The sequence below is a fragment of the Luteolibacter arcticus genome, assembly GCF_025950235.1.
Taxonomy (GTDB): Bacteria; Verrucomicrobiota; Verrucomicrobiia; order Verrucomicrobiales; family Akkermansiaceae; genus Haloferula; species Haloferula arctica.
Genome location: NZ_JAPDDT010000003.1, coordinates 556,164 through 577,817 on the forward strand (window position 1 = coordinate 556,164; position 21,654 = coordinate 577,817).

The 21,654-nt window shown below is 64.5% G+C and carries 21 protein-coding genes; 6 read left to right on the forward strand and 15 right to left on the reverse strand.

The genetic code is table 11. The annotated features are described in order from the left end of the window. Positions 1-16: 16 nt before the first annotated feature. Together OKA05_RS10495 and OKA05_RS10500 are read right to left on the reverse strand one after the other, a co-directional pair. Positions 17-2,476, reverse strand: coding sequence for an Amuc_1098 family type IV pilus outer membrane protein (locus OKA05_RS10495; protein WP_264487088.1), 2,460 nt, complete (start codon positions 2,474-2,476; stop codon positions 17-19). Between the two features lie 61 nt (positions 2,477-2,537). Then, positions 2,538-3,599 carry a bifunctional riboflavin kinase/FAD synthetase gene (locus OKA05_RS10500; protein ID WP_319800650.1) on the reverse strand — a complete coding sequence of 354 codons (1,062 nt, stop codon included), beginning with the start codon at positions 3,597-3,599 and terminating at the stop codon, positions 2,538-2,540. On the opposite strand from OKA05_RS10500, the gene OKA05_RS10505 reads away from it, so the two are divergent. Continuing rightward, positions 3,581-4,942, forward strand: a complete 1,362-nt coding sequence (locus OKA05_RS10505; protein ID WP_264487090.1) for a tetratricopeptide repeat protein — start codon at positions 3,581-3,583, stop codon at positions 4,940-4,942. The genes OKA05_RS10500 and OKA05_RS10505 overlap by 19 nt on opposite strands. A 288-nt stretch (positions 4,943-5,230) precedes the next feature. On the opposite strand, the gene OKA05_RS10510 is transcribed toward OKA05_RS10505, so the two are convergent. Beyond that, a complete protein-coding gene (locus OKA05_RS10510) occupies positions 5,231-6,826 on the reverse strand; it encodes an esterase/lipase family protein (RefSeq protein ID WP_264487091.1) in 1,596 nt (531 codons plus the stop codon). A gap of 119 nt (positions 6,827-6,945) precedes the next feature. On the opposite strand from OKA05_RS10510, the gene OKA05_RS10515 reads away from it, so the two are divergent. After that, positions 6,946-7,335 carry a superinfection immunity protein gene (locus OKA05_RS10515; RefSeq protein WP_264487092.1) on the forward strand — a complete coding sequence of 130 codons (390 nt, stop codon included), beginning with the start codon at positions 6,946-6,948 and terminating at the stop codon, positions 7,333-7,335. 4 nt (positions 7,336-7,339) lie between these two features. On the opposite strand, the gene OKA05_RS10520 is transcribed toward OKA05_RS10515, so the two are convergent. The 8 genes from OKA05_RS10520 to OKA05_RS10555 all read right to left on the reverse strand — a co-directional run bounded on the left by OKA05_RS10520 (position 7,340) and on the right by OKA05_RS10555 (position 15,255). Next, positions 7,340-8,644: a DUF58 domain-containing protein gene (locus OKA05_RS10520; protein ID WP_264487093.1), complete on the reverse strand. Its 1,305-nt coding sequence runs from the start codon at positions 8,642-8,644 to the stop codon at positions 7,340-7,342. Between the two features lie 49 nt (positions 8,645-8,693). Continuing rightward, positions 8,694-9,698: an AAA family ATPase gene (locus OKA05_RS10525; RefSeq protein ID WP_264487094.1), complete on the reverse strand. Its 1,005-nt coding sequence runs from the start codon at positions 9,696-9,698 to the stop codon at positions 8,694-8,696. Continuing rightward, on the reverse strand, positions 9,695-10,795 hold the full coding sequence (locus OKA05_RS10530) for a DUF4350 domain-containing protein (protein ID WP_264487095.1): 1,101 nt from the start codon (positions 10,793-10,795) through the stop codon (positions 9,695-9,697). Before OKA05_RS10530 ends, OKA05_RS10525 begins: the two co-directional genes overlap by 4 nt. Further along, entirely contained in the window at positions 10,792-12,210 is a 1,419-nt protein-coding gene (locus tag OKA05_RS10535) for a DUF4129 domain-containing protein (protein WP_264487096.1), read from the reverse strand. The genes OKA05_RS10530 and OKA05_RS10535 overlap by 4 nt, the downstream gene beginning before the upstream one ends. A gap of 4 nt (positions 12,211-12,214) precedes the next feature. Further along, positions 12,215-13,183 carry a stage II sporulation protein M gene (locus OKA05_RS10540; RefSeq protein ID WP_264487097.1) on the reverse strand — a complete coding sequence of 323 codons (969 nt, stop codon included), beginning with the start codon at positions 13,181-13,183 and terminating at the stop codon, positions 12,215-12,217. Continuing rightward, positions 13,180-13,935, reverse strand: a complete 756-nt coding sequence (locus tag OKA05_RS10545; RefSeq protein ID WP_264487098.1) for an RDD family protein — start codon at positions 13,933-13,935, stop codon at positions 13,180-13,182. Before OKA05_RS10545 ends, OKA05_RS10540 begins: the two co-directional genes overlap by 4 nt. Before the next feature lie 134 nt (positions 13,936-14,069). Beyond that, positions 14,070-14,789: a TlpA family protein disulfide reductase gene (locus OKA05_RS10550; RefSeq protein ID WP_264487099.1), complete on the reverse strand. Its 720-nt coding sequence runs from the start codon at positions 14,787-14,789 to the stop codon at positions 14,070-14,072. Positions 14,790-14,967: 178 nt separating this feature from the next. Then, positions 14,968-15,255, reverse strand: coding sequence for a glutathionylspermidine synthase family protein (locus OKA05_RS10555; RefSeq protein ID WP_264487179.1), 288 nt, complete (start codon positions 15,253-15,255; stop codon positions 14,968-14,970). A 188-nt stretch (positions 15,256-15,443) separates the two neighbouring features. On the opposite strand from OKA05_RS10555, the gene OKA05_RS10560 reads away from it, so the two are divergent. Then, positions 15,444-15,971, forward strand: a complete 528-nt coding sequence (locus OKA05_RS10560) for a hypothetical protein (protein WP_264487100.1) — start codon at positions 15,444-15,446, stop codon at positions 15,969-15,971. 313 nt (positions 15,972-16,284) lie between these two features. On the opposite strand, the gene OKA05_RS10565 is transcribed toward OKA05_RS10560, so the two are convergent. The 3 genes from OKA05_RS10565 to OKA05_RS10575 form a co-directional block, all read right to left on the reverse strand. Then, positions 16,285-16,929, reverse strand: a complete 645-nt coding sequence (locus tag OKA05_RS10565; protein WP_264487101.1) for a hypothetical protein — start codon at positions 16,927-16,929, stop codon at positions 16,285-16,287. 158 nt (positions 16,930-17,087) lie between these two features. Beyond that, entirely contained in the window at positions 17,088-18,215 is a 1,128-nt protein-coding gene (locus OKA05_RS10570; RefSeq protein ID WP_264487102.1) for a glutathionylspermidine synthase family protein, read from the reverse strand. After that, positions 18,215-18,958, reverse strand: a complete 744-nt coding sequence (locus OKA05_RS10575) for a hypothetical protein (RefSeq protein WP_264487103.1) — start codon at positions 18,956-18,958, stop codon at positions 18,215-18,217. The genes OKA05_RS10570 and OKA05_RS10575 overlap by 1 nt, the downstream gene beginning before the upstream one ends. 233 nt (positions 18,959-19,191) lie before the next feature. On the opposite strand from OKA05_RS10575, the gene OKA05_RS10580 reads away from it, so the two are divergent. The 3 genes from OKA05_RS10580 to OKA05_RS10590 all read left to right on the forward strand — a co-directional run bounded on the left by OKA05_RS10580 (position 19,192) and on the right by OKA05_RS10590 (position 21,148). Beyond that, positions 19,192-19,860: a hypothetical protein gene (locus OKA05_RS10580; protein WP_264487104.1), complete on the forward strand. Its 669-nt coding sequence runs from the start codon at positions 19,192-19,194 to the stop codon at positions 19,858-19,860. 74 nt (positions 19,861-19,934) lie between these two features. After that, positions 19,935-20,435 (forward strand): HEAT repeat domain-containing protein, encoded by a 501-nt coding sequence (locus OKA05_RS10585; RefSeq protein ID WP_264487105.1) that lies wholly within the window; start codon positions 19,935-19,937, stop codon positions 20,433-20,435. Between the two features lie 491 nt (positions 20,436-20,926). Next, positions 20,927-21,148 carry a hypothetical protein gene (locus OKA05_RS10590; RefSeq protein WP_264487106.1) on the forward strand — a complete coding sequence of 74 codons (222 nt, stop codon included), beginning with the start codon at positions 20,927-20,929 and terminating at the stop codon, positions 21,146-21,148. Positions 21,149-21,166: 18 nt separating this feature from the next. Here OKA05_RS10590 and mntR read toward each other — a convergent pair whose 3' ends face one another. Continuing rightward, complete coding sequence (mntR, locus tag OKA05_RS10595; RefSeq protein WP_264487107.1) at positions 21,167-21,610, reverse strand: transcriptional regulator MntR; 444 nt, start codon at positions 21,608-21,610, stop codon at positions 21,167-21,169. Positions 21,611-21,654: the final 44 nt, after the last annotated feature.

Sequence of the window (21,654 nt, forward strand, 5' to 3'; positions counted from 1 at the left end):
CGCGGCGGGCGCGCCGTCAACGACTGCTGAAGGTCCGGCCCGTCGCATCGACCACTTTCACGGTCACGAAGAAAACGACGGCGGTGCGCACCGGCGCATTGACCTCGCTCCGGAAAAGCCGGCCCGCAATCGGGATATCGCCAAACAGCGGAACCTTGTCTTCCACCTTCTGGACGCGCTCCTGAAGCATGCCGCCGATCACCAGCGTGGCCCCATCGGCCACGGTGAGATTGGTTTCGCTCTTCATCACGGAGAAGACCGGCATCAGGATCTCATTCGGCGTCACCACCACGGTGGTCGGGTTGCCCAGCGAGTCGGTGCCCGGCGAGGTGATCGGGGTGCCGTAGTTGATGAAGCCGTCGAAGTCCGTGACACTCGGTTTGACCGCAATGTCCACGTAGTGGCGGTCCTCGCTGACCGTCGGCAGCACATCGAGGACCACGCCCACCGGACGCATCTCGAAGCTGGTCGGGGTCGCGGGAGTCACCGGGAAGGAGGACGCGCTGCCACCGAAGAGATCGCCGGTCTCGAAGTCGACGGCGACTCCGCTGCCGACGCTGTTCGGCAGTTCCGGGGGCTCGTATTCCGTCGGATAAATGAACTCGCGGATGACCTCGATGGTCGACTGCTGGCCACTGCGGGAAGTGGTGGAAGGCGCGACGACCATGTCGATGTTCTTCTTCTGGTCGAGCCCTCGCATCAACACCGTGAGGTTCGTGTGATTGATGGTACCGTTGACCCACAGCACGCCCGGAGCGCGGGCCTTGCCACGGGCAAAGCCTTCTTGCTGCTCCAGGATCAGGGCATCGATGCTGTCGCCGAGGACCGCTTCGTCACCGCTGCGGTTGCCGGAGGTAATGCCATAGCGATTGATCACACCGGGCGCGAGGGCGACGTCCGCAAGGTTCGCTGGATTATTGGCCCCGCCGGAGACGTAACCGGCAGCGACACCGGGAACCAACCCGCTGCCACCAAGCGAGAACTCGCCCAGCAGCCAGTCGAAACCCAGCTCCTTGAGAACGCGCTCCTGCGTCTTGAGCATGCGGACCTCCACGATCACCATCGCGGGCTCCGCGCCGGCCATCGCATCGGCGATTTGCTCGACCAAATCGAGGTTGGTGGAAGTATTGCGAACGGTAAGCGTGCTGTCGCCGGCGTTGAAGCTGGCCGAGGCACCGTCCGGGAAAGGAACCCCCTGCTGCTTGAGAATCTCCTCCGCGCTCAGGCGGCGGACCAGCAACCCTTCACCGGCATTGTTCTCGGCAAAAGGATCGTCGGCCTTCGCGTTGCCGGCTCCGACCGAAGCCGCGCCGGTGCTCAGGAAGTCAGGCTGCACCCGGAAGCTGCGGGTCATCATTTCCGTGGTATCCGCACCCGCCGGCCGGATCAACACCGCCCATTCCTGTGCCACCGACACCGTGCCGGTGATCTCGCCGATGTGCTTGATCACTTGCGAGAGCGGCACGCCCTTCAGTTGCAGCGTGATCTTGGCGGCCTTGATGCGGTTGCCCGCCTCGCCGGAGCCGAGTTCCAGCACGAAGTTGATCCCGCGCTTGGCCGGATCGAGCTCCAGCGTGTCGAGCTCGACAGACTGGGCCCGGAGGAAATCGTAAGCTTCCTGGATGGTCACCTCCGAGAAATCGACGACCGGAAGGATGATCCGCTCCAACTTGCTCGAGACCAGGATCGGGGCGTCCGAACTCACGCCGCCAGCCACCAGATCCTCGGGGATCGCTTCGCCGGGCCGGACACGGAGTTGCCAGCCTTCGTCCACTTGGGAAAGCATGTCTGCCCGGGCCTCGTCATAGGCAGCACGGGCGTAATCCGCGCGCTGCTGGCTGACCTGCTCCATCCCGCGGCGGGCCGCCTTGTTGTAGGGATCGGTGCGCAGGACGTCCTCGTAAATCCGGGCTGCCTTGTCGTAGTCGCCCAGATTGTAAAATCCTTCGGCCTTGTAGAGCAGCAGGCGGACCTCCTCGACATCCTCGGTGACTTCCTTGGTCACCGCCGGATTGGTGCGGATGGGATCGTTGAGTTGATCGCGCATCTCCAGCGCCGCGCCGCTATCGGGCGCCACGGACTCGGTGAGCACCTTGTCCACGGTCCCCTTCGCGCCGCTGACGTCGCCGAGGCGGCGCTGCTTGCGGGCCAGTTCCACGGACGCCTGGACCAAGCGCTCGGTCGTGGCTTTCCGCAGTGCCGCGGTCGCGGGAGCATCGGGCAAGAGGTCGCGAGCGCCGGTGTAGGCGGACACGGCGTCGGCCCACTTGCCGGCCTCATAGGATTCGTCCCCCTTCTGGATCAGCTCCTGTGCTTCGGTGGCGTTGTTCGCACGACGCTGCAGTTCCGCCTGGGCCATCGCCGACGGCGACTGGGCGAATACCGGCTGCGCCAGAAGAAGACAGGTCGCCGGTGCGAGCGCCAAGAGGCGCGCACGAGAGACGAGCGTGGTGGTCAAACGATCGGAGATCGGCATCGGGGTTTCCGCGCTGTATAGAGGGCCGTTTCCGGCAGCGTAAGCGGAAAATCGGGAAATTTCAGCGATCCTCGTGGTCTAACCCACGGAGTAAATACATTGCCTCCGCAGCGTCCCGCCCGATCTGCTCTTTCAGCGCCTCCAGCGACTCGAATTTCCGCTCGCCGCGCAGGTGTTTCACGAACTCGACCTCTAAGATCCGTTCATAAAGATCTCCCTCGTAGTCGAAAAGGTGCACCTCCAAGGTGCGAGCTTCCCCATCGACGGTCGGCCGCAATCCGAGATTCGCCACGCCATCGAAGCACTGCCCCCCCTCCCGAGCCCGCACCGCCCACACCCCATCCGGCGGGAATTGCTCCTCGCCGCGCTCCACGTTGGCGGTTGGAAAACCGATCGTTCGGCCGAGTTTCCGGCCTTCCACGACTTTTCCCTCCACGGTGTAGGGTCGGCCAAGCATGCGCTCGGCGGCCTCCAGATTGCCGTCCTGAATCGCCTGCCGGATGCGGGTGCTGCTGATCCGGTCGCCGTCCATCATCACCGGCGGCAGCGCTTCCAGCCGGAAGCCCAGCTCGCCGGACAGCCGCGAAAGCAAGGCGACATCGCCTTGGCGGCCCTTTCCGAAGCGCCAGTCATCTCCCACCGCGATGGTTTTCACGCCGGACGCCACGATCTCGCGGATGAAGTCCTCCGCCTCCTCCCCCGCCCGCTCGCGGTCGAATGGCAGGGCCAGCAGGAAATCCACGCCCATCGTCGCTAGAATCTCCGCCTTGTGGTCGAGCGAAGCCAACAGCCGCCGCGGCGCCTTCTCCGGGAAAAGCACGCGGATCGGATACGGATCGAAAGTCAGCACGCCGCAGGAACCGCCATCTCGGGCGCAGGCCGCCAGCGCCTGACCCATCACCGCCTGATGCCCGAGGTGCACGCCATCGAAGACCCCCAGCGCCAAATGCACCGGTCCGGTAAGCTCTTTCATTTCCGCGATGGCTGAGAAGCGACGCACAGGGCGACCTTGCACGCCCCGCATCCCGGCTTCCAGTCTTCTATCTGGCGTCTTCAAGTCTTGCGTCTCTCGCTTCCCCCGCCAAACCTCCCCGCCACCAACCCATGGCTGAAGTCTTCCCATCCGCGCCGCAGGCCCCCGGGCTCCCCGAATTGCTCGCCACCGTCCTCAAGTGGCGCGACACCCCCACCCCGCTCTCCGAGGAGGAGTTCAATCAGGCCATCCAGGAACTCGGCACGGTCGTCCAGGCGCTGGACAAGAGCACCGAAGCCCTTGCCCGCTCGACCCGCGCGATGGGCCTCATCGTGCTCGGCAATCTTCACCGCGATCACGGCCTGCTCGACCACGCCCAGCCGTTCTATCATCTCGCCCTGGAAAATCCCGGCGACCTCGATGACGGCACGCCGCGCGGCAAGAACGAGCTCGCCAACGCCCACACCAACCGCGGCATCAGCACCCTCTCCGCCGGCGTGAAGGAGGAACTGCCCGAGGCGCTTGCCGACTTCGACCGCGCCATCGAGCTGCGGAAGGAAATCCCGGGCGACACCACCGAGGAAAACGTCCGCTGGGGCCTCGCCGCCAGCTTGATGAACCGCGGTGACGTGCTGCACCGGCTCGGTGAGCGCAACGAGGAAGCCCGCGCGACCTACGACGAAGCCATCGCCCTGCTGGAGCAGATGGACTGGCAGACGAATGCCGGTGTCCTTCAACGCCTCGCCCTCGCCTGGGCCAACCGCGGCCTGGTCGCCGAAAGCCACGACGACGCGCGCCGCTGCTTCGAGCGCTGCATCGAGCTGCTGCCCGAACCTCAGAACCCGGCCCAGCTCCTGACCCTCTGCAACGCCTTGCTCAATCGCGGCCGTCATTCGCTCGGCGTCGCCGGCGACACGGAATCCTCCGCCGCGGACGCCCGCCAGGTGCTGGAACTCACGACTCCGCACGAGCGCGATCACCCGGCACCGGCCGAGCTGTCGCTCCAGGGTCGTCACCTGCTCGCCCACTCGCTGGTCACCTGGCTGGATTCTTCCAAAAAGGGTCCCGGCCTCGCCGAAGACTGGATCGGCGACACCACCGACACGGTGGAAGAAGCGCTTTCCGTGTTGCGCCATTGGGAGCAGCAGGGCTTCACCGGCCTGCGCCCGCTGGCCGGCGAGTTGTTCGCACTGGGCCTGCACGTCTATCGCGTGTGCCAGCCGCATTTCTTCGCCGAGTTCCTCATCGAGTCGATGGACCCCGAGGTCTCGCCCGGCGCGCCGTTCAACGACCCGATGTTCCAAGCCACCGCCGCCCGCGCGCTGCACACCGTGGTCAATGAAGTCGCCCAACGCGCCGCTTCCTCCACGCTCGAACCCGCGCAGGTGGAGAAGCAGAAGAAGATCCTCAACAGCCTGCGCGCCGCCGACCAACGCCTCGCCGCGCTGCAACAGATGATGACTCCGAAGGAGGAGGCTCCGGCGGAGGTGTGAGGCATGGAGCCAGCTTCCAGCGATCCCTATCAGCCACCCAAGGAACCGGGGCTTCCGCCGGAAAAACCACCGGTCAAGCCGAGCGGACTGATTCCGCTCGTCGGTGCAATCATACTTCTCGTGCTCGGAGGCCTTGCCACGCCCTCGCCTTTATTTGGCTTGATGTCGCTCACCTTCGCGGTCTCGGACATCGCCATGGCTTCAAGCAGACCACGGCGATTCGCCGGTGTTATCATCGCTGCCTTGTCCCTGGTGGCGATCTACCACACTTGGGACGCCTGAAGAGAGCTATCGCGCTCCTTGTTCAAGATGCTTCTTCAAAATCCGCTTCGTTTCCACAGCCGCTTCCAGGCAGTTCTGGACGCTGTGGTTGGCGGGAACGATGCATTCGCTCTCGACCTTATCCAAATGCGAGGACCAATAGGGCACGATGCCGTCGGAGCTATCCGGCGTGTCCCCTTTTCCGCGGTCACCGATCACCGAGTGGATCTTCACCCCGTTGCGGAATGGCACGCCATCGAGCGCAGCATAGGGAGGGTAGGACGGCGACAGCGAACCGATGCTGGTGAACCACCCCTTCGACGAGGTCTCCCCTTTCGTCATCACGCTGGCGAAATCGTTCAGCGTGAAATCCACCAGATCCACGGTCATGGTCTTCGGCAAGCGGATCAGCTTGCGCATCCATGTGGAAAAGAAGCGGTCGGCCAGCGGCGAGCCGCGATGGGGAGCGGCCATGAAGATCACGCGGTCCGGCGTATCGACGGGATCGTACATCGTCATGGACTTCACCGCGGCGCGCGTCTTCTCATTCGAGGTGAGCTGTTCCAGCGGACGATCCTCAAAGGCATTGTAGATCCGGTTGCCCGGTTTCTTCAGCGAGGCCTGCGTGATCACGCCGCCCATCGAGTGGCCGATCACGACCATCTTCTCCCAGCGATCGACCGGCCCCTGCTTGCGGGCGTAGCGGTCGGCCAGCTTCATCGCAAAGCGGAATTTCGCGGCATTGTAGGTCCAGTTCGTCCCGGTGGGATAGCTGAAGAACCACACCTGATAGTTCTCGCGGAACCACGGCTCGCGGTTGAGTTCGTTGTAGAGCATTTTGAAAGCCCCGGGGCTGGAATTCAAGCCGTGGACCATGATCAACGGGATGCGCTTCGGGTCATAGGGCGAGGCAACATAGAGCTCCGTCTCCTCGCTGAAACGGCTCGGCAGGAAGACCTTCTCAAGGTCGAAGTCATCCAGGTCGCTCATCTGCCAGTAGAGCGCCGATGGCGCGGACCAGTCGGCCGCGAGTTTCATCGGGCGGCTGCCGACCGCTTCCATCTTAGCCTTGCCGGGATAGCGGAAGGACCACTCCGGCGACTCGTTGTTAGAGAAACGCAGCACCGCGGTGAGATTGAGCGGCACGCCGGTTGGCGGCTCGAATTCCCAGCGCGGCTCGCCCTCCTCGGCCGTCTTTTTCCACCCGACCACCGGCACGCCCAAGCCAGCCTCGGTGTGACGCTGCCCGACATTCTTGGTGGAAACGCGCGAGGCCGGGAGGATGGCATCGAGATCCTGCAAGCGGATGCCCGCCCCAAGCGTCCGCGACTCGTCGATGGTCGTGCCCATCGCGGTGGCTTTCTCGTGGATGCTTCCACTGCCGCAGTGAAGTTGATCGAAGAGCTTGGCGACCGCATCGTTGTAGCCGAGGCGGGCTTGCTCCCGTTCCGCTGCCGTGTCCGCGGCGGCCATGCCTCGCCAGCCCTGGCGTGCTTGTTCAATGAAAACCGCCGGAGCGCCCCGCGAGGCCCGCGGCACCGCATGGCACTTCGGCGCGGACGGCGTGCCGCATTGGCATAGGAAAACGATGGCTGAAATCGCCGCGAGCCGGGTGAGGTTCATGGGTGCGCCCGAGGGATAGCGATAGGACGGCCGTTCGGCAAGATACGCGATCTTGCAGAACCACGCCGCGTGGATACTGTATTGCTATGGAAAACCTTGAAACCCTGCGAGCGAAGTTCATGGACTCCAGACCGGCCCCCATCCCGGAGGAGGCCTACGAACCCCACTATCCCCGCCGGCGGAGAACCTTGCGGGAAGACCACGCCCTGCCGATCTGGGGACGGTGGATCATCGGGCTCGCCCTGGCAGTGGTGGCTTCGGCGGTGACCTTTTACTACTTCGGCGAGGAGGCCATCGTGAGGTCGCTCCCCTCGGTGCTCCAGTGGCTCGGCTTCGTGATCGTGATCCTGGCGGCCATCGTCGTCTATTTCCTGCCCGCAATCATCGCGTGGAACTATCGCATCCGCCGTTCCGGCGCGATCCTGGCGCTGAATTTCCTGCTCGGCTGGACCTTCATCGGCTGGGCGGGTGCCTTTGTCTGGGCCATCGCGGAGGTCGAGAGCCAGTGACCCGTCACAACCGTCCCGCTGCCTTGATGTCGAGGTAGCGGTTCGCCAGCGCGATCGGGAACTGCTGCGCCGGCACGTCTAGCGTGAGGATGCCGAACCCTTGGAGCGTCGCGAGCACCTCGGCCCTCTCGGCGTCGTAACGCTCGGCCGCGGCAAAGCGCAGGGCGTCGGAAAATTCGTCGATCCGCTTCGTCCGCGCGTCCTCCACCGAGCGTTCGCGCAGGCTGGCAAGCATCACGAGGTGCTTGGAACGCAGCAACCGCAACGCGGGCACCAGTTCGGAAGAATCCTCGCCGCGGAGATTCGTCATCACTACCACCAGCGCCCGGCGTTTTTGCCGGGCCAGAAGGTTCTCCACCGCCGCGGCAAAGTCGCTCGGCTCCGGCGTCGTCTGGTAGTCGAAGAGGTGATTGAGCAGGACCGACATCGAATGCGCGCCCTTCACCGGCGGCAGCCAGCGATTGGTTCCGCCGAAGGCCTGCACCCCGACCTGGTCACCCTGCCGCAGCGCCACGTAGGACAGCAGCAGCATCGCATTCAGACAGTGGTCGAACTGCGGCAGCTCGCCGTCCATCGCCCGCATCCGGCGGCCGGTGTCGGTCAGGAAAATCACGACCTGGTTCCGCTGCTCCTGGAACTCGCGGCTGATCAGCGTCACCCGCCGCGAGGTCGCCTTCCAGTCGATCTGCGACATCGGGTCGCCCTCGCGATACTCCCGGAGCTGATGGAAATCGCGGCTGCTGCCGGCGAAGGCCTTCCGTACGATACCCATCTGCTCCTGGCGGGCCTGCATCGCCAGCAGCGCGAACTTCAGCACCGGCTCATAGTCGGGATAGACCTTCACCTCCTCCGCCACGCCGGCGGGATGGCGCATCCGCCAGAAGCTCATCAACGAGGTCCGTCGTACATGGACCTTTCCGAATGACGCCATGCCACGCTGGATGATGCGCACCGGATGGGTCACCCGGGCCTTGCCGCCCGCAGCGATGGCACCGGTCCAGGGCATCGTCTCCGCCTGCGAGCCCAGCGGGATGCCGTCGAAAACTTCCACCACCGCCGGAAAGCGGCCCGGATTGCGAATGTCGAGCCGCACGTCCGCCGCCTCACCGACCGCGAAGCGACCGGGCAAGCGCCGCGCGACCTCCACCTGCGCCAACCTCCGCAAGACGACACCATCCACCAGCGCGACCACCGCAAGCACCGCCCCGGCAATCCACCACGGTGTGACCAGCTCGCGCCACACCGAGGCCGCAAGCCCGAAGAGGGCCCACGCCACCACGATTCCCAGCGCTCTGGCGGTCGGGCTCATGTTAGAGAAAACGAACAGTCATCTTCCATCTGCAATCCTCCATCTCCGATCACTGCCGCGGTGCTGGTACTGAATCGACGATCGCCTTCAATACTTCGTCCATCGACTGCCCGCCCATCGCCACTTCCGGCGCGAGTTGGACGCGGTGCCGAAGCACCGGCAGCGAGGCCGCCTTGATATCGTCCGGGATCACGAAGTGACGTCCATGCATCACCGCGATGGCCTTGCCGATGCGCACCAGCGCGATCGCGCCGCGGGTGCCCGCGCCGAGCCACACCGTCTTCGCTTCGCGCGTCGCTTGGACGATCGCCACCGCGTAGTCGACCACCTCGCGCACCACTTGCACCGCGGCGACCGCAGCTTGCGCGCGCACGACATCTTCGGGCGTGGCCACCACTTGCAGCTCGGCGGTGGAGGAGTCGCCCGGTGCTTCGGATGCCGCACGGGCAACGATGTCCGACTCGGCATCGCGTGCCGGGTAGTCGATCAGGATCTTCATCAGGAAGCGGTCGAGCTGGGCTTCCGGCAGCGGGTAGGTGCCCTCGTGCTCCACCGGGTTCTGCGTGGCCAGCGTCATGAACGGCGGCGACAGCTTCAGCGTCTCGCCATCGATCGTCACCTGCCGCTCCTGCATCACTTCCAGCAGCGCCGCCTGGGTCTTGGCCGGAGCGCGGTTGATTTCGTCGGCGAGCAACAGGTTGCAAAAGATCGGACCGCGACGGAGCTGGAAGGTCTGGCTCTTCATGTCAAAGAGCCGGAAGCCCGTCACATCCGACGGCATCAGGTCCGGCGTGAACTGGATACGGCCGAAGCTCCCGCCAAAGGCCCGCGCCAGCGCGATCACCAGCATCGTTTTCCCAAGGCCCGGCTTGCCTTCTAACAAGATGTGCCCGCCCGCCAACAGACCGGCGAGCACCTGGCTGACCACCTCGCGCTGGCCGAGCACGGCGTGCTCCACCTGCGCCCGCAGACGTGCGACCAGGGCGGAGGCATCGGCCGATGGCGGCGGCGCGGGCGGGGCATACATTGCGGCGACTGCTTCTTCTTCGGTCATGTGAGTGAAAGGTGGAGCTGTTGGAGATCCGCGACCACGCGGGTGAAGGATGTTGGATCCGGCGGCCGCTCATGGGTCATCGCGCGCTCGGCGCGCTCGCGGGTGATCCCGGCGCGCTGGGCCATCCATTCGAAAACGTCGCCGTGATGCTGGCCACCGAGCCGCAGCGCCCGCTCGAGCACCGAGTCGCGCAGTGGACGGAGCAGCGCCTGTCCCTTGTCGAGCCGCCACTGGAAGTCACCGAGTGCCTCCAGGTGATGGTCGTAGTCGCGCTGGTGCGTCGGTTCTTCCTCGCGGCGCATGGGTCCGAAGCGCGGCATGTTCTTCCACAGCCAAATCACGGTCAGCACCAGCAGCCCGACCAAGGCTGGCCAACCGTGCCGCCACAGCATGGTCCACAGCGAAAGCCCGGCATCGCGGATGATCGCCACGCTCCCTTCATCAAAGTATGGCGACGCTTCCACCAGCGCCAACAGAAGCTCAGCATGATCGTTGTCACCGATGTAGCGGTTGCGGAAGGGCCGCGCGTCGGTCATCACGGTCACCATGCCATCGCCGACATACGCCTGGGCCATGGCCCGGCGGGCACGGTTGCCCTTCTGGACCCCGATGGAGGATTCCACGAAGACTTCGTAGTCCTCTTCATCCACCTCCAATCTCTTGGCCTCCACCTTTTCGCCACTCGAACTGAAAGTCAGGCCCGCCTCACGCAGCCAGGCTTGAAGGGAATCCGGAACCTCCTCCTCCGCGGACAACCGGAAGCTCCCCGCTCGCCCCCAGTCGTCATGATACGACTCGGCATTCTCCATCAGGCAGATGAGATGCCCCCCACCTGCCACCCACTCCTTCACCTCGCGGACATAGGCATCGGTCGCGAGCACGGACGCCGGCACCAGCATCACCGACACCTCGTCGAGATCCGGCCAGCCGGGCTTGTTGATCACGGTGTAGCCCATCCGCTCGAGAAAACGCGCCGCGGCGAGGTAGGCATCGAGCTTCGCCTTGCCCTTGTAGCCGGTCTCCTCGGTGCGCGTCGTGTAGCTGCCGCCGCCGCAACCGGCGAGTAGCAGGCACAGCAGAAGCCAAAGGATTCTCATGCCGGCCTCCTTTCTACGGAAAAAGGCCAGCTCGAGCACAGCTCCTGCATCCGCTCGTCCTGTGGCGCGCGGCGACCGTAGGCCAGCATCATCCACGCCTCGGTCAGCCCGCCGAAGTAGCCGGCATGCGCCGCGGCCTCGATCTCGACCCGCCGCAGGCAGTCGCTCTCCGTATCCGACTCCGCGATCTCAACGCCGCCATTCTCGATCAGCCGGGAAATCGTGCCGCGATAGAGCAAGCTCATCGCCTCCTGGCGACGGCCGACGCGCCACAGCTCCATCGCCGCCGTCGGGATGTCCTTGGGTAGCGACTCCGGAGCGACGTCCATCCCCATCACCACCCGCGCCGCAGCAGGAGCCGGCTTGCTCACCCCGATGCCGCGCGCTTGCAAAACATGGCGATGACGCCAGACCATCCAGACCACGAACGCGATCAGGAGACCGAGCAGCATCCAGCCGATCCCTTGGATCAGGTAGGCGAACCATTCGCCCGGCCCGTTCCAGTTCCACGAGCTGCTACTAGGGTTCTTTTCCTTCCAGGTGTATTTGAAGACCTCGAAATCCGGCTGAGCCTTGATCTCGGTGATGACTTCCTTCGGTGCCTCCTCCGCGCCAACCCGCGGGATCATGACGCCGACAAGCAGCAACGTCAGCACCGCTCCCGCCGCGCCACGCAGGCGATTGCCCAGGCGGCGGAAGGCGAGTTCCACGTCCCAGCCTTCGATCCATGTACGATGGTTCACGTAGATGCCGAAACCCGCACCGGTGCCGAAGACATCCACCAGCGACATCGACAGCATCACCGACGACACACCGGTCCACAGCAAGGCCTTTGGCAGTCCGGCCCACGTATTGCCGCCCCACTCCTCCATCGCCAGGCCCCACGACTGGGCCTCGGTCGCTGGCAGGAACATCAGCGCCGTGGCAAAAACCGCCACCGCCAGCCACAAGGTCAGCACGGCCCGCCACAACGCCAGCACCACCACCGTGGCATCGCCACGGCGCAGCAGCAGCCGCACCCGCGTGGCGTAGTCCTTTCGCCGCAGTCCTTCGAGATCCTCCACCGCCATCGTCAGCGGCCGCCATGGCGAGAAGCGCGCCCAGATCATGCGGAAAAAGAAGCGCCGCACGCAGGCCCGCGGCCATTCACGCAGCACCGCCTTCCACTTGGGAAGCTCGCCGAACAGCCGGCGGCTCAGCACGAAAAGGACGAGCCGCGAGCTGACCGGCATCCACCACCAGCAGACGAGCAGCAGCAGCACCGGCAGATCGCGCAGGAAGACCAGCGAGAGCGCCAGCACCGGCAGCATCCCCAGCCACCAGCAGCCGAGCAGCCGCCAGAAGTCGCGCCGGGAGAGAGCGATGCCGAGATCCACCGCCTCCCAATCGCTCCGCGGCCGGAGCTCGGCGGTCATCTCCTCAAGCCGCACGCGTCCCCCTTCCCAGCGCCAGGAAATACACCACATGCGCCACCCAGCCCGCGATGCCGACGGCGTATTTCACGTTCGAGTCGATCGCCTGCGCCGACCAGAAGCCCTCGACCACCGCGGCAATGCCGGTCATCACCGCCGCGCCTAACAGAAGCGGCAAGGCGCGCCGGCCCGCTTCCGCGATCGCCCGCGCACGCGGCAGGCGGCCGGGCTTCAAGACACCGAGCCCCAGCCGCATGCCCGCCATGCCGGCCACCACCATGCCTAGCAGCTCATACGACGAGTGCCCGGCCACGAAGGTCCAGAATGACTCGGGATTGCACGCGTAGTGGACATAGCCCGCCGAGGCCCCGATGTGGATGCCATTGTAGACCAGGAAAAAGATCGTGCCCACGCAGGCGGCGATGCCCCCGGCAAAGATCTGGAAGTCGATGCCGACGTTGTTGCGAATGTAGAAGCCGAACATCATGAAGTTCGAGCCGAACTCCTTTCGCAGGTGACTCAGTTGCTCCTCCTTCCCGCCATACATGCTCTCCATGCTGGCCATGCCTTCCTGGCCGATGGCGGAGCGGATCCAGTCGATATCGAACCACGCCGACGCCATCATCGCGAAGAACGGGATCCAGAACAGCGCGCTGCACAGCCAGAACAACCGCCACTCGCTCCGGATGGTCTGCGGAAAACCGGCCACGGCGAATTTCAGCGCCGCCTGCCAGCCGTGCTTGCGGCTCCGGTAGAGCAGCTTGTAGCCGCGGATCACCAGCGCATTCAGCCGGTCGATCAGGTGCCCGGCATACATCCGGTGGCGGGCCAGCGCGAGGTCCGAACAGGCCTCGCGAAAGCGCCGCGGCAACTCGTCCACGCCTTCCACCGGCTTGCCCTTCTCCACGCTGGTGATCAGGCGGTCCAGCTCCACCCACTCGGCGGCGCGGCGTTCTTCAAAGGATCCCGGGCTCATCGTCGTTCCTGCAACCAGTGGGCAATCGCCATGATTCGCGAGACGCCCTTCTGGCCGTCGCCGCCCGTCAATTCCTTCGCATGGTCGGCGATCTCCGCGCGACGACCTTCCGACCACAGTCCCGCCCGCTCGCGGAAGGCGACCACGGCGCGCACTTCTTCCGGCCGCAGGGCCATCGCCGGGCGGGCCGCCTCCATGGGCGGCGGCGCGGGCACCGCCGGCTCCGGCAGCAGCCGGTCATAAATCACCACCGTCCCCGCGGCGAGGTCGCCCAGCCGCTGGAAGCGCTTCGTCGCCATGCAGGCCGCCAGCCCGAAGGCCATCGTGGGCACATACATGCCACCGGTCCACACCGCCGGCCACAGCGGCATCTCATCGATCCAGCGCAGGAAATTCCTCAAAATCGATTGCCCGAAGGTGATCGGCGCCCCGGACGTCTGCACCACCCGCAACCCGAGCATCCGCTTGCCCGGCGTGGCCCCGCGCTTCGAGGCCTCGAAAAACACCGGGTACCACCAGCGCATGAAAAACCACGCCAGCAGGAACACCCCGACCGCCACCTGGAAGCCGATGCCGATCCCCGCAAACATCAGAATCACCGCCCCGATCGTCAGGATCACCCCCTGCAAGAGCATGTCGATCCCCAGCGCGATCCCGCGCGGCAGGGGCCCTGCGATGCGCAGCCGCACCTCCACGCCTTCGGCCAACTCGATGGCCTGCAGCGTGTCGATTCGCAGCGTGTTCTCGTCCATGCCTGTCTGGTCGGAAAGCTACCCGCCCCGCCATTTCCGTAAAGTCCGTTCGACCGGCACGAAAAAGCGCCGGGCGAGCGGGTCGCGGCGGCGCTTGGAAAAAATTGGGGCCGGTTCGGCTCACCGGTTCCCGGTCAGGGCGTGGCCTTCGATTTCTCGACGGCCTCGGCGATCGTCTTGCGGGATTCCTCGGAGAGCTTCTCCAGCGCGTATTCCACGCTCTTCCCGTTCGCCATCACGAAGGTCACGGTCTTGTCGTCGGCGGACTTCACCGCGGCGCGGATGCTGCCGCCAGAGGCATTCGTCCAAGCGCGTTGCTCGATCAGGTTGCCGGCAACCTCCGCGGTCGCATCTTCCCCACCACTCTTCTCCGCGGTGGCCAGGGCGTCCTTCACCGCCTTGTCAAATTCGGCACCGGACGGGCGTCCGTCGAACACCAGTTCCCCGTCTGTCCCGAAAACAAACACGCGTGGGATGCCGGTCACATCGATCGGGCCTTCCGCGCCTTCAACAATGGTGTAATCGACCTTGGCCTTTTCCAGAAGGGGCTTCATTTCATCCTTCGAGTGCCCTTGGCACTCGGCACCGATGATCACGAGACCCTTGTCGCGGTTCTCGCGGTCCATTTCCGCAAGGTGAGGCAGCGAGGCGACACATGGCGGGCATTTCACGCCCCAGTATTCCAGCACCACCACCTTGCCTTTCACGTCCTTCTTGCCGACCTTTTCGCCGAAAACGACCTTGCCGAGGTCCCAGTCGGAGAACTTGGCTTTCTTTTCTGCGGCGTGGGATGCCGGGAGGACCATGGCCGCAAGGACGGCCAACGACGAGAGGATGCCTGGGAGAATTTTCATAACCGGTGCATAGCGTAGGGATAACACGGATTCTTTCAAGAAATGTCAGATTCCGGGGTGTAGCGGGGCGACTTCGTCCTTCCGGCGGGGTGCGGTCCGACCCGGCGAATCGATCACTTTCCGGCCATCAGGTCCGCACCCCGCCGGAACGACGAAGTCGCCCCGCTACCTCCGAGCATCACCCCTCGATCCGGTGCGGCAGGAAGCGGCTGAGGTTCCCGGTGACCGGCGAGGTATCCGCGCGGGCAGAAAGACCACGGCACTCGTCGCCGATCATCCACAGACCCCAGACGACGTGGCGTCCGGCGGCTTGGAAAAGGTCGGCGTGCTGCTGATAGACCGTCGGGCCGATGGGCGGCGGAGAATGGAAGGGTCCGCGGGAACGCAGGACCACGCCGCTGCCCTCGCGGCCGAAGAACGGCTTTTCTATCCAGCATTTGTTCGGGTTAGTCCTTGAATTCTGAATTCTTGCCTGCCGTTGTCAGATTCGAGCCGTGGTGCCAGCGAGCAGGAGGCTGAAGAAAGCTTTGGAGGCGTCCTAACAGATTCAATTTTCAAGGACTGATACCATTCAAATTGGTTGCACCCCGCACCCGCCCGCCCCTCGACAGGGGACGGGCTTTTCATTTCCACGGCAGCGCCCATGGTGCCCACGTGAAGCTCGCCCTCCACCGCTCCATCACCTTCTGGTCCGGCATCCTCGTGATGGCGTTCATCTGTTGGGCGTGGCGAGACTCTGTTTTCTGGAATTCTTCGGTAAGCAAAAGCTCGTGGCGTCTGAATAGCTCCCGCTCGGGAGTGTCCGTGTACTACGTGCCGCCTCCGGCGTCCTTTGGCGAATGGCGCAGCACCCGCTTCAAGGCGACTCCTACATATTTCTCTCACCAATACCTGCCGCCAGCGCTGTTTGCGAGGGGCGCAGGAGTGCCCCAAGGCCCCATCGAGGTGGCCGATGACGGCTCGGTGAGCGGACCGCCCGAGTACTTGGCCTGGCAGGCGGACATGCAGGCGGCACGCAGTGAGCGTGAGCGTTTCGAGGTCTCGATGAGGCACCGACCGGTGAAGGATGGATCGCTCTTTGTTCCCTATTGGCTCTTCCTGCTGGCGGTTGCCGTTCCATGGCTTGCCTTGCCCTTCTGGCGGGCGAGGCGGAGGGGAAAGACTGCCGCGGCTATCACCTAACAGTGCCGCCTCCCGTTCCGCTCCGCCCCCGTCGTCGGAGACCCGGACTGCGGCAGCCCTGCTGCCGCTCGAAGCCAGCAGCCCTGCTGCGGGGCAGCACCGGGTGATCTCCCCTTACCTACCACGTCCAATCGACCCGACCTGCGGACAGGCGTCATTCTCCGGCACCTGCTGAAGCAGCTCGTTCTACCACTTCCACTGAAGACGCTTCTCTTTCGGAAACTTCGCGCAGCAGGTCTCGGGGAATCTGGGGGAATGCTTCGATGCGGGGACGGCCGCCATCAACACATCAACTCATGACCCCATCAACCAGTCACTTCTTCTCAGCGTCCCCATCTTTGGCTTTGGTCACTCCCTCGCTCGATGTGCTGAAAGGCTCCATGCGATGGGGCCGCCCCACCACCTCGAAGTAGACCTTCGAGCGCGGCTTCCAGAATTCCTTGTACTTCTCTGCAAAGTCCTGAGGCGTGATCGAGTCGTGCAGCGTGACGGTCCACCACTGGCCATGCTTTCTCGTCCGGCTTCCTCCCAATCCCACAATTGGATGCCGTCTCCACCCCAACATGTGGTCGCCACAACGCTTCAACAAAACCTCTTCAAACTTGAGGTTCTTGTCTTCGGAACTCCCTTTCTGCCAGTCGTAGTTTGAATCGGTTGAATTCGCCATGTCCTCGTCGGTCAACTCGTCGGGGGTCCAGAATCCCAGGTTGTAGCTGTTTTCCGTGTAGCCAGGCTCCTTCCCATCGGGAGTCGCAATCAGCATCGAGATCGCTCGCCTGTCATGGTCATTGGCGAATCGAAGGTAATAAACCAGCCCGCCCAAGCACACGGCAAGCATGATCAGGAAGCTGGTGAACTGCAGCCAGGTCGATGGCCACAACGGGGAGTTTTTTTGAGTCTCCATAATGGGGGAAAGGACTTGGGGAACCGGTGTGTTATCCGATGTGTTGTCCGACATGTCGAATCGATCGTGCCTCAAAGGATGGAAGTTTCATTTACATTGCACACCGGTATTTCTAATCGAAAGAAGCCTCGGGATTTCAGCGCCAACGGCGCGGCCACCAGCCCCCGCATCACACCAAAACGGGCTCGATCCGGAAGCACGAAAGCCCCTCCCTACCCCTCGATCCGATGCGGCAGGAAGCGGCTCAAGTTGCCGGTGACCGGCGAGGTGTCGGCGCGGGCAGAAAGCCCGCGGCATTCGTCGCCGATCATCCACAGGCCCCAGACGACGTGGCGTCCGGCGGCTTGGAAAAGGTCGGCGTGCTGCTGATAGACCGTCGGGCCGATGGCAGGCGGGGAGTGAAAGGGTCCGCGCGAACGCAGCACCACGCCGCTACCCTCGCGGCCGAAGAACGGCTTCTCCACCCAGCGATCCACCTCACCAAGACCGTCGCGCGAGTACGACGCGGGTAGTAGCAACGGGTGACCGGGGTTCAGCTCCCAGAGGATGGGAAGGATACCCTTGTTCGAAAGCATCATCTTCCACGCCGGCTCGGTGAAGCGCTGGCGCTCCTGGCCGATCTCCGCGAAGAACGGCTCCTCCATCATCCACTCCCACGGGTACAGCTTGAAAAGGCGCTCGATGGGACGCTCGGCTGCATCGGTGAAGCGACCACCTTCCGAAAAGCCGATTTCAGCGATGTCCAGCAGCTCGACGCTCTTCCCCGCCTGCTCCGCAGTCTCCGCCAGATAGGCAATGGTCTGCCGGTCCTCGAGGTGATCCCACGTGCAGGCGAAGTGGATCATCGCCTCGGGAAAGAGCTGCCAGCGCTCGACCAAGGCCTCGTGGATGGAATTGAGCTGGTCACTGTCAGGTGCCACGTCCTCCAGCCACTGCCACTGGATCACCGCGGCCTCTAGCAAGGACGTCGGGGTGTCGGCGTTGTATTCGAGCAGCTTTGGCGTGCTGGTGCCATCCCATGCCAGGTCGAAGCGGCCGTAGAGCGCGCGATCCCCGGCCATCCACGAGGTCTGCACCAGACCGGCAGCGGTGTCCGGGATAGCGAGCCTACTGAACCAATCGCGGCGAACGATTTCCTCGCAGGCATGGAGGCAAAGCGCGTGGAGCTGATTCGCCGCATCCTCGAGGACTTCCGCAGCCTCCAGGGTGAAGACCAGGTTCTGGTCCTCCGTCCAGTACGGCTGGCCATCGGCACCGTGCCAAAGCAGGCCGGCATCCTCGACGCGTTGCTGCCAGTCCGGCCGCGGCGGCCGGGATTCGAGGCGAATCGGGGCTTTCATTAGCTGCCGGAAGAGAACCCGCTGCCACCACCGCCGCCGCTGCGGCTGGAGCCGAAACCACCACGGACCGATTGGCCGGCGCGGACCGGCACACCGCTTGCGCGGCTCTGCTGGACCATGCGCTGGTAGCCGGGATTGGCAGCCGCGTGTGAGGCCACGGCGCTGCGCTGGCTCTCCACGCCGCCCTGCCACCCCGGTGCCTGGCTGGACGCCTGGCGGAAACCATTGCCGGGCGAAAAGAAGCCGCGGTTGCCGGAAAGCATCCAATACATCAGCAGGGCATTGCCCATGCCGAATCCGGATCCGCCGCCATGGGCGGTGCCGGACTGGCCGGCGAGCTGCTTCTGCTCCTTCTCAAGGGCAGCCTCGACTTTCTTCAGCGCTTCCGGGGTCGGTCGGCTATCGGCGACCATGCCGAGACCCGGACGATTCTGCCATATGCCGTTGACGAACCACTTGCCGGATTGCTCGAAGCCGTAGGGGTGGGGGAAGAAATCACGGGCATCGGCATGGTAGTAGCCGACGCCTTCGAGGTGGAAATTGTTCAGCACCATGCCGGCCGCAAGCTTGGCCTTCTGGGCGTCGAGCTCGTCGATGCGCTTCTGGGTCTCCGCCATCTGCTGGTCCTTGGCGGTGGCCACGTAGCCACTATCACACCCGGTGAGGCCTGCTCCCGTGAGCAGGGCAAGGGTTGACCAGCGGAGGATACCTCCGGGGCGGACGACGGCAGATCGGCGTTTCATGAGAGGCCGGAAACTAGGAGCTGCAACCTCCCCGCGTCAACCCGACTTGGATTCCAATCCGGCGGCAAGGTTCCACGCCACACACACGCCCTGAGGCCCCGGCAAAAATTCCCCGAGTATTTTCCAAGGAAATCCCAGCTCGCCCGACTTGCTAGGTGAATCCGCGTTGCCAAGCGCTCTCGACGACGAAAGCAGGCCTCGCGGTCACCCACCACCGACACGTCATCCGTCACATGAAACCGTTTGTTTTTCCGCTGCTCGCCATCGCCGGTCTTGCCACCGCTCACGGCCAAACCGCCAAGCCCGGCAGCATCTCGCCGGTGCTGTTTGAATCAACCATCGTTACCGAAAACCCGCCGACCACCACCACCGTGCAAGGCGGGGTCCGCAAGAACTTCACCATCGCCTCCGTCCGCTACATCAACCGCGACATCCTGGAAGCGATGCGCGTGGCCAACCTGCTCGACGGCACCCTGACCGGCTGGACAATCCAGCGCCTGGCAAACCCGGCCGGCGTGGGCAACATCTACGCTACCAAGGCCGGCAAGGCCGCCGTGGCAGTGCCCGCCACCCTGCTGACCCAGCCCGTGGCCCAAGGCACGGCAACCACCGGCAGCGAATTCACGCCGACCGGCGGCACGGCCAAGCCGACGCTCTTCCGCCGCGTCTACGCCAATCTCACCGTGAAGAATGGCGCGAGCACCGGCTTCGGCTCGCAGACCGTCAAAACCGCCAACTTCAAGTCCGGCTCCACCACGACACCGGTGGTCACCGTCACCGAGAACTACAACGTCACCGGCAAGAGCGTTACCGGCGTCGGCATTGTGACCGGCAGCTACCGCGTGACGAAATCCAAGCCCGCCGACCTGTCCGTACTGCTGCCGACCCCGCCGGCACCCTGATTCGTTCGTTTCCGATCCCTAGCCCCCGTCCCCGCCGGCACTCCCGGCGGGGACCTCCTTTCTCCTCCACTGCCATGAAGAACTACCTGATCATCGCCGGCCTGGCCCTCTGGACCGCCTTCGTCGCTTTCACCTCGTCCGGCCCGGCCACGCCATCCCCCGCTGCTCCGGAGGCACCGGCACGCAAGCACCCGCAGCCAGCCGTAAAACCGGCCCCACGCGAAACCCGTGCCCGCACGGCAGCAGCCGCCCCAGCGGACACGGCACGACTGGCCACGGCGTGCGAAGAGATTGAGGCAGCCGCGATCACCTATGAGCCGGGCGCGGTAAAGGTGATCCGCCCGTGGCTGCTGGATGCCGATCCGCAGATCCGCCAAGCCGCCCGCGACGGGCTGGTGATGCTCGGTGAGAGCGATGCAATCCCTTTCCTGCGGGACGCCGCGAGCCGCCTGGAAGACCCGGCAGAAGTCGCCTCCTTTCACGAGGCCGCCGACCTGCTGTCCCTGCCCGCGTGGTCCGAGTCCGACGAAGCGCGCCAGATGATGGCCGAGATCGTCAGCGAATCCGACCGCTGATCCCCCGCGATGGCGGTATGGCGGGGCCGCCAGTTCCGGGCAGGATGGCCCTTGTCCAACGGCGATTCCCCCATCGCCGCGACATCCCCCCAAATCCCCCCAAAACATGACCCTCGAAGAGAAGATCGAGCGGACGGCGCTTGCCGTACTGCGCTCAGGCCCCGTGGCACCTTGTATTCCCGGTTTGGCCGCCCGACGTCCCGCAACGATTTGTCCGCGCACCCGGCCGTCGCGTCGCCAGCGACTGGTACTGGAATCCGGCGATCTGCCGTCCCCACGGCGCGAGCTCCGGATCTGAATCCGGCCCTCCGGCCCGCCCCGCCACCGGTTTTCCCGATGGCGGGGCACCGTTTCCCAAGGAGAATCCGGCTATTCTGCCGGGTTCCTTGACCCCACGCGATTACGGAATGTTAGGATCTGCGAAATTTGGCAAAGTGCTCATGTCCCTCGGGACACACACACCACCAAAACCACACACCCTGCCCTTCCCCATGAGCACCCAGGAAAAGATCACCCAGTTGGCCATCGCCGCTCTCCGTTCCGCTCCTCCTTCGGCCGGCACCCCCAAGCCCGTCACGTTCATGCGCCCCTTTGAAAAGCCCCGCGCAGTCGCCCTCGTTTCCGGCGCCAGCGACAGCCGCTTTGAAAAGTCCGGCGGCAGCGCCTGCTTCCAAGCCGCCTGGCCCTTCGCCCGCCACGAAGTCTGGATCTAATCCAGCCCGCCTTTTTTCTCAGCCGCGGAGATCGCTGCTTTTCGCCCGGGCCTCTTCCAGCAGGCCGGGCCGCGACTCCAAAAGGTCGGCCATGGCGCGGATGACCGCCAGTGTCGGCCGGGAGACATGGTGTTCCATGCCTTCCACATCCCGGTAGATCGTTTCCTCGTCGATCCCGAACAGCCGGAGGAAACGCGTCAGCGTCTCGTGACGCTCGATGATCGCCTTGGCGATCCGGTGCCCTTCCTCGGTGAGGACGGTGCCGCGGTATTTCTCGTGTTTGACTAGTCCCTCGCTGTCCAGCTTGCGCAGCATGTTCGTCACGCTGGCTTGGGAAATCCCCAGGTTCTTCGAAATGTCGATCGCGCGAGCATAGCCCTTCGACTCGATCAGATGCAGGATCTGCTCGAGGTAGTCATCCATGGCGACCGAGCCGCTGGTGCGCTGGGATCTCGCGGGCACGACCGAAGATGAAGGCACGGGCACCGAAAGAGACAAGGGCATTT

What these genes read in the sequence shown, in the direction of transcription:
- OKA05_RS10495 (WP_264487088.1), bottom strand. Translation starts at nt 2,476, where the DNA reads ATGCCGATCTCCGATCGTTTGACCACCACGCTCGTCTCTCGTGCGCGC.
- OKA05_RS10505 (WP_264487090.1), top strand. Translation starts at nt 3,581, where the DNA reads ATGGCTGAAGTCTTCCCATCCGCGCCGCAGGCCCCCGGGCTCCCCGAA.
- OKA05_RS10500 (WP_319800650.1), bottom strand. Translation starts at nt 3,599, where the DNA reads ATGGGAAGACTTCAGCCATGGGTTGGTGGCGGGGAGGTTTGGCGGGGG.
- OKA05_RS10510 (WP_264487091.1), bottom strand. Translation starts at nt 6,826, where the DNA reads ATGAACCTCACCCGGCTCGCGGCGATTTCAGCCATCGTTTTCCTATGC.
- OKA05_RS10515 (WP_264487092.1), top strand. Translation starts at nt 6,946, where the DNA reads ATGGACTCCAGACCGGCCCCCATCCCGGAGGAGGCCTACGAACCCCAC.
- OKA05_RS10520 (WP_264487093.1), bottom strand. Translation starts at nt 8,644, where the DNA reads ATGAGCCCGACCGCCAGAGCGCTGGGAATCGTGGTGGCGTGGGCCCTC.
- OKA05_RS10525 (WP_264487094.1), bottom strand. Translation starts at nt 9,698, where the DNA reads ATGACCGAAGAAGAAGCAGTCGCCGCAATGTATGCCCCGCCCGCGCCG.
- OKA05_RS10530 (WP_264487095.1), bottom strand. Translation starts at nt 10,795, where the DNA reads ATGAGAATCCTTTGGCTTCTGCTGTGCCTGCTACTCGCCGGTTGCGGC.
- OKA05_RS10535 (WP_264487096.1), bottom strand. Translation starts at nt 12,210, where the DNA reads ATGACCGCCGAGCTCCGGCCGCGGAGCGATTGGGAGGCGGTGGATCTC.
- OKA05_RS10540 (WP_264487097.1), bottom strand. Translation starts at nt 13,183, where the DNA reads ATGAGCCCGGGATCCTTTGAAGAACGCCGCGCCGCCGAGTGGGTGGAG.
- OKA05_RS10545 (WP_264487098.1), bottom strand. Translation starts at nt 13,935, where the DNA reads ATGGACGAGAACACGCTGCGAATCGACACGCTGCAGGCCATCGAGTTG.
- OKA05_RS10550 (WP_264487099.1), bottom strand. Translation starts at nt 14,789, where the DNA reads ATGAAAATTCTCCCAGGCATCCTCTCGTCGTTGGCCGTCCTTGCGGCC.
- OKA05_RS10565 (WP_264487101.1), bottom strand. Translation starts at nt 16,929, where the DNA reads ATGTCGGACAACACATCGGATAACACACCGGTTCCCCAAGTCCTTTCC.
- OKA05_RS10570 (WP_264487102.1), bottom strand. Translation starts at nt 18,215, where the DNA reads ATGAAAGCCCCGATTCGCCTCGAATCCCGGCCGCCGCGGCCGGACTGG.
- OKA05_RS10575 (WP_264487103.1), bottom strand. Translation starts at nt 18,958, where the DNA reads ATGAAACGCCGATCTGCCGTCGTCCGCCCCGGAGGTATCCTCCGCTGG.
- OKA05_RS10580 (WP_264487104.1), top strand. Translation starts at nt 19,192, where the DNA reads ATGAAACCGTTTGTTTTTCCGCTGCTCGCCATCGCCGGTCTTGCCACC.
- OKA05_RS10585 (WP_264487105.1), top strand. Translation starts at nt 19,935, where the DNA reads ATGAAGAACTACCTGATCATCGCCGGCCTGGCCCTCTGGACCGCCTTC.
- OKA05_RS10590 (WP_264487106.1), top strand. Translation starts at nt 20,927, where the DNA reads ATGAGCACCCAGGAAAAGATCACCCAGTTGGCCATCGCCGCTCTCCGT.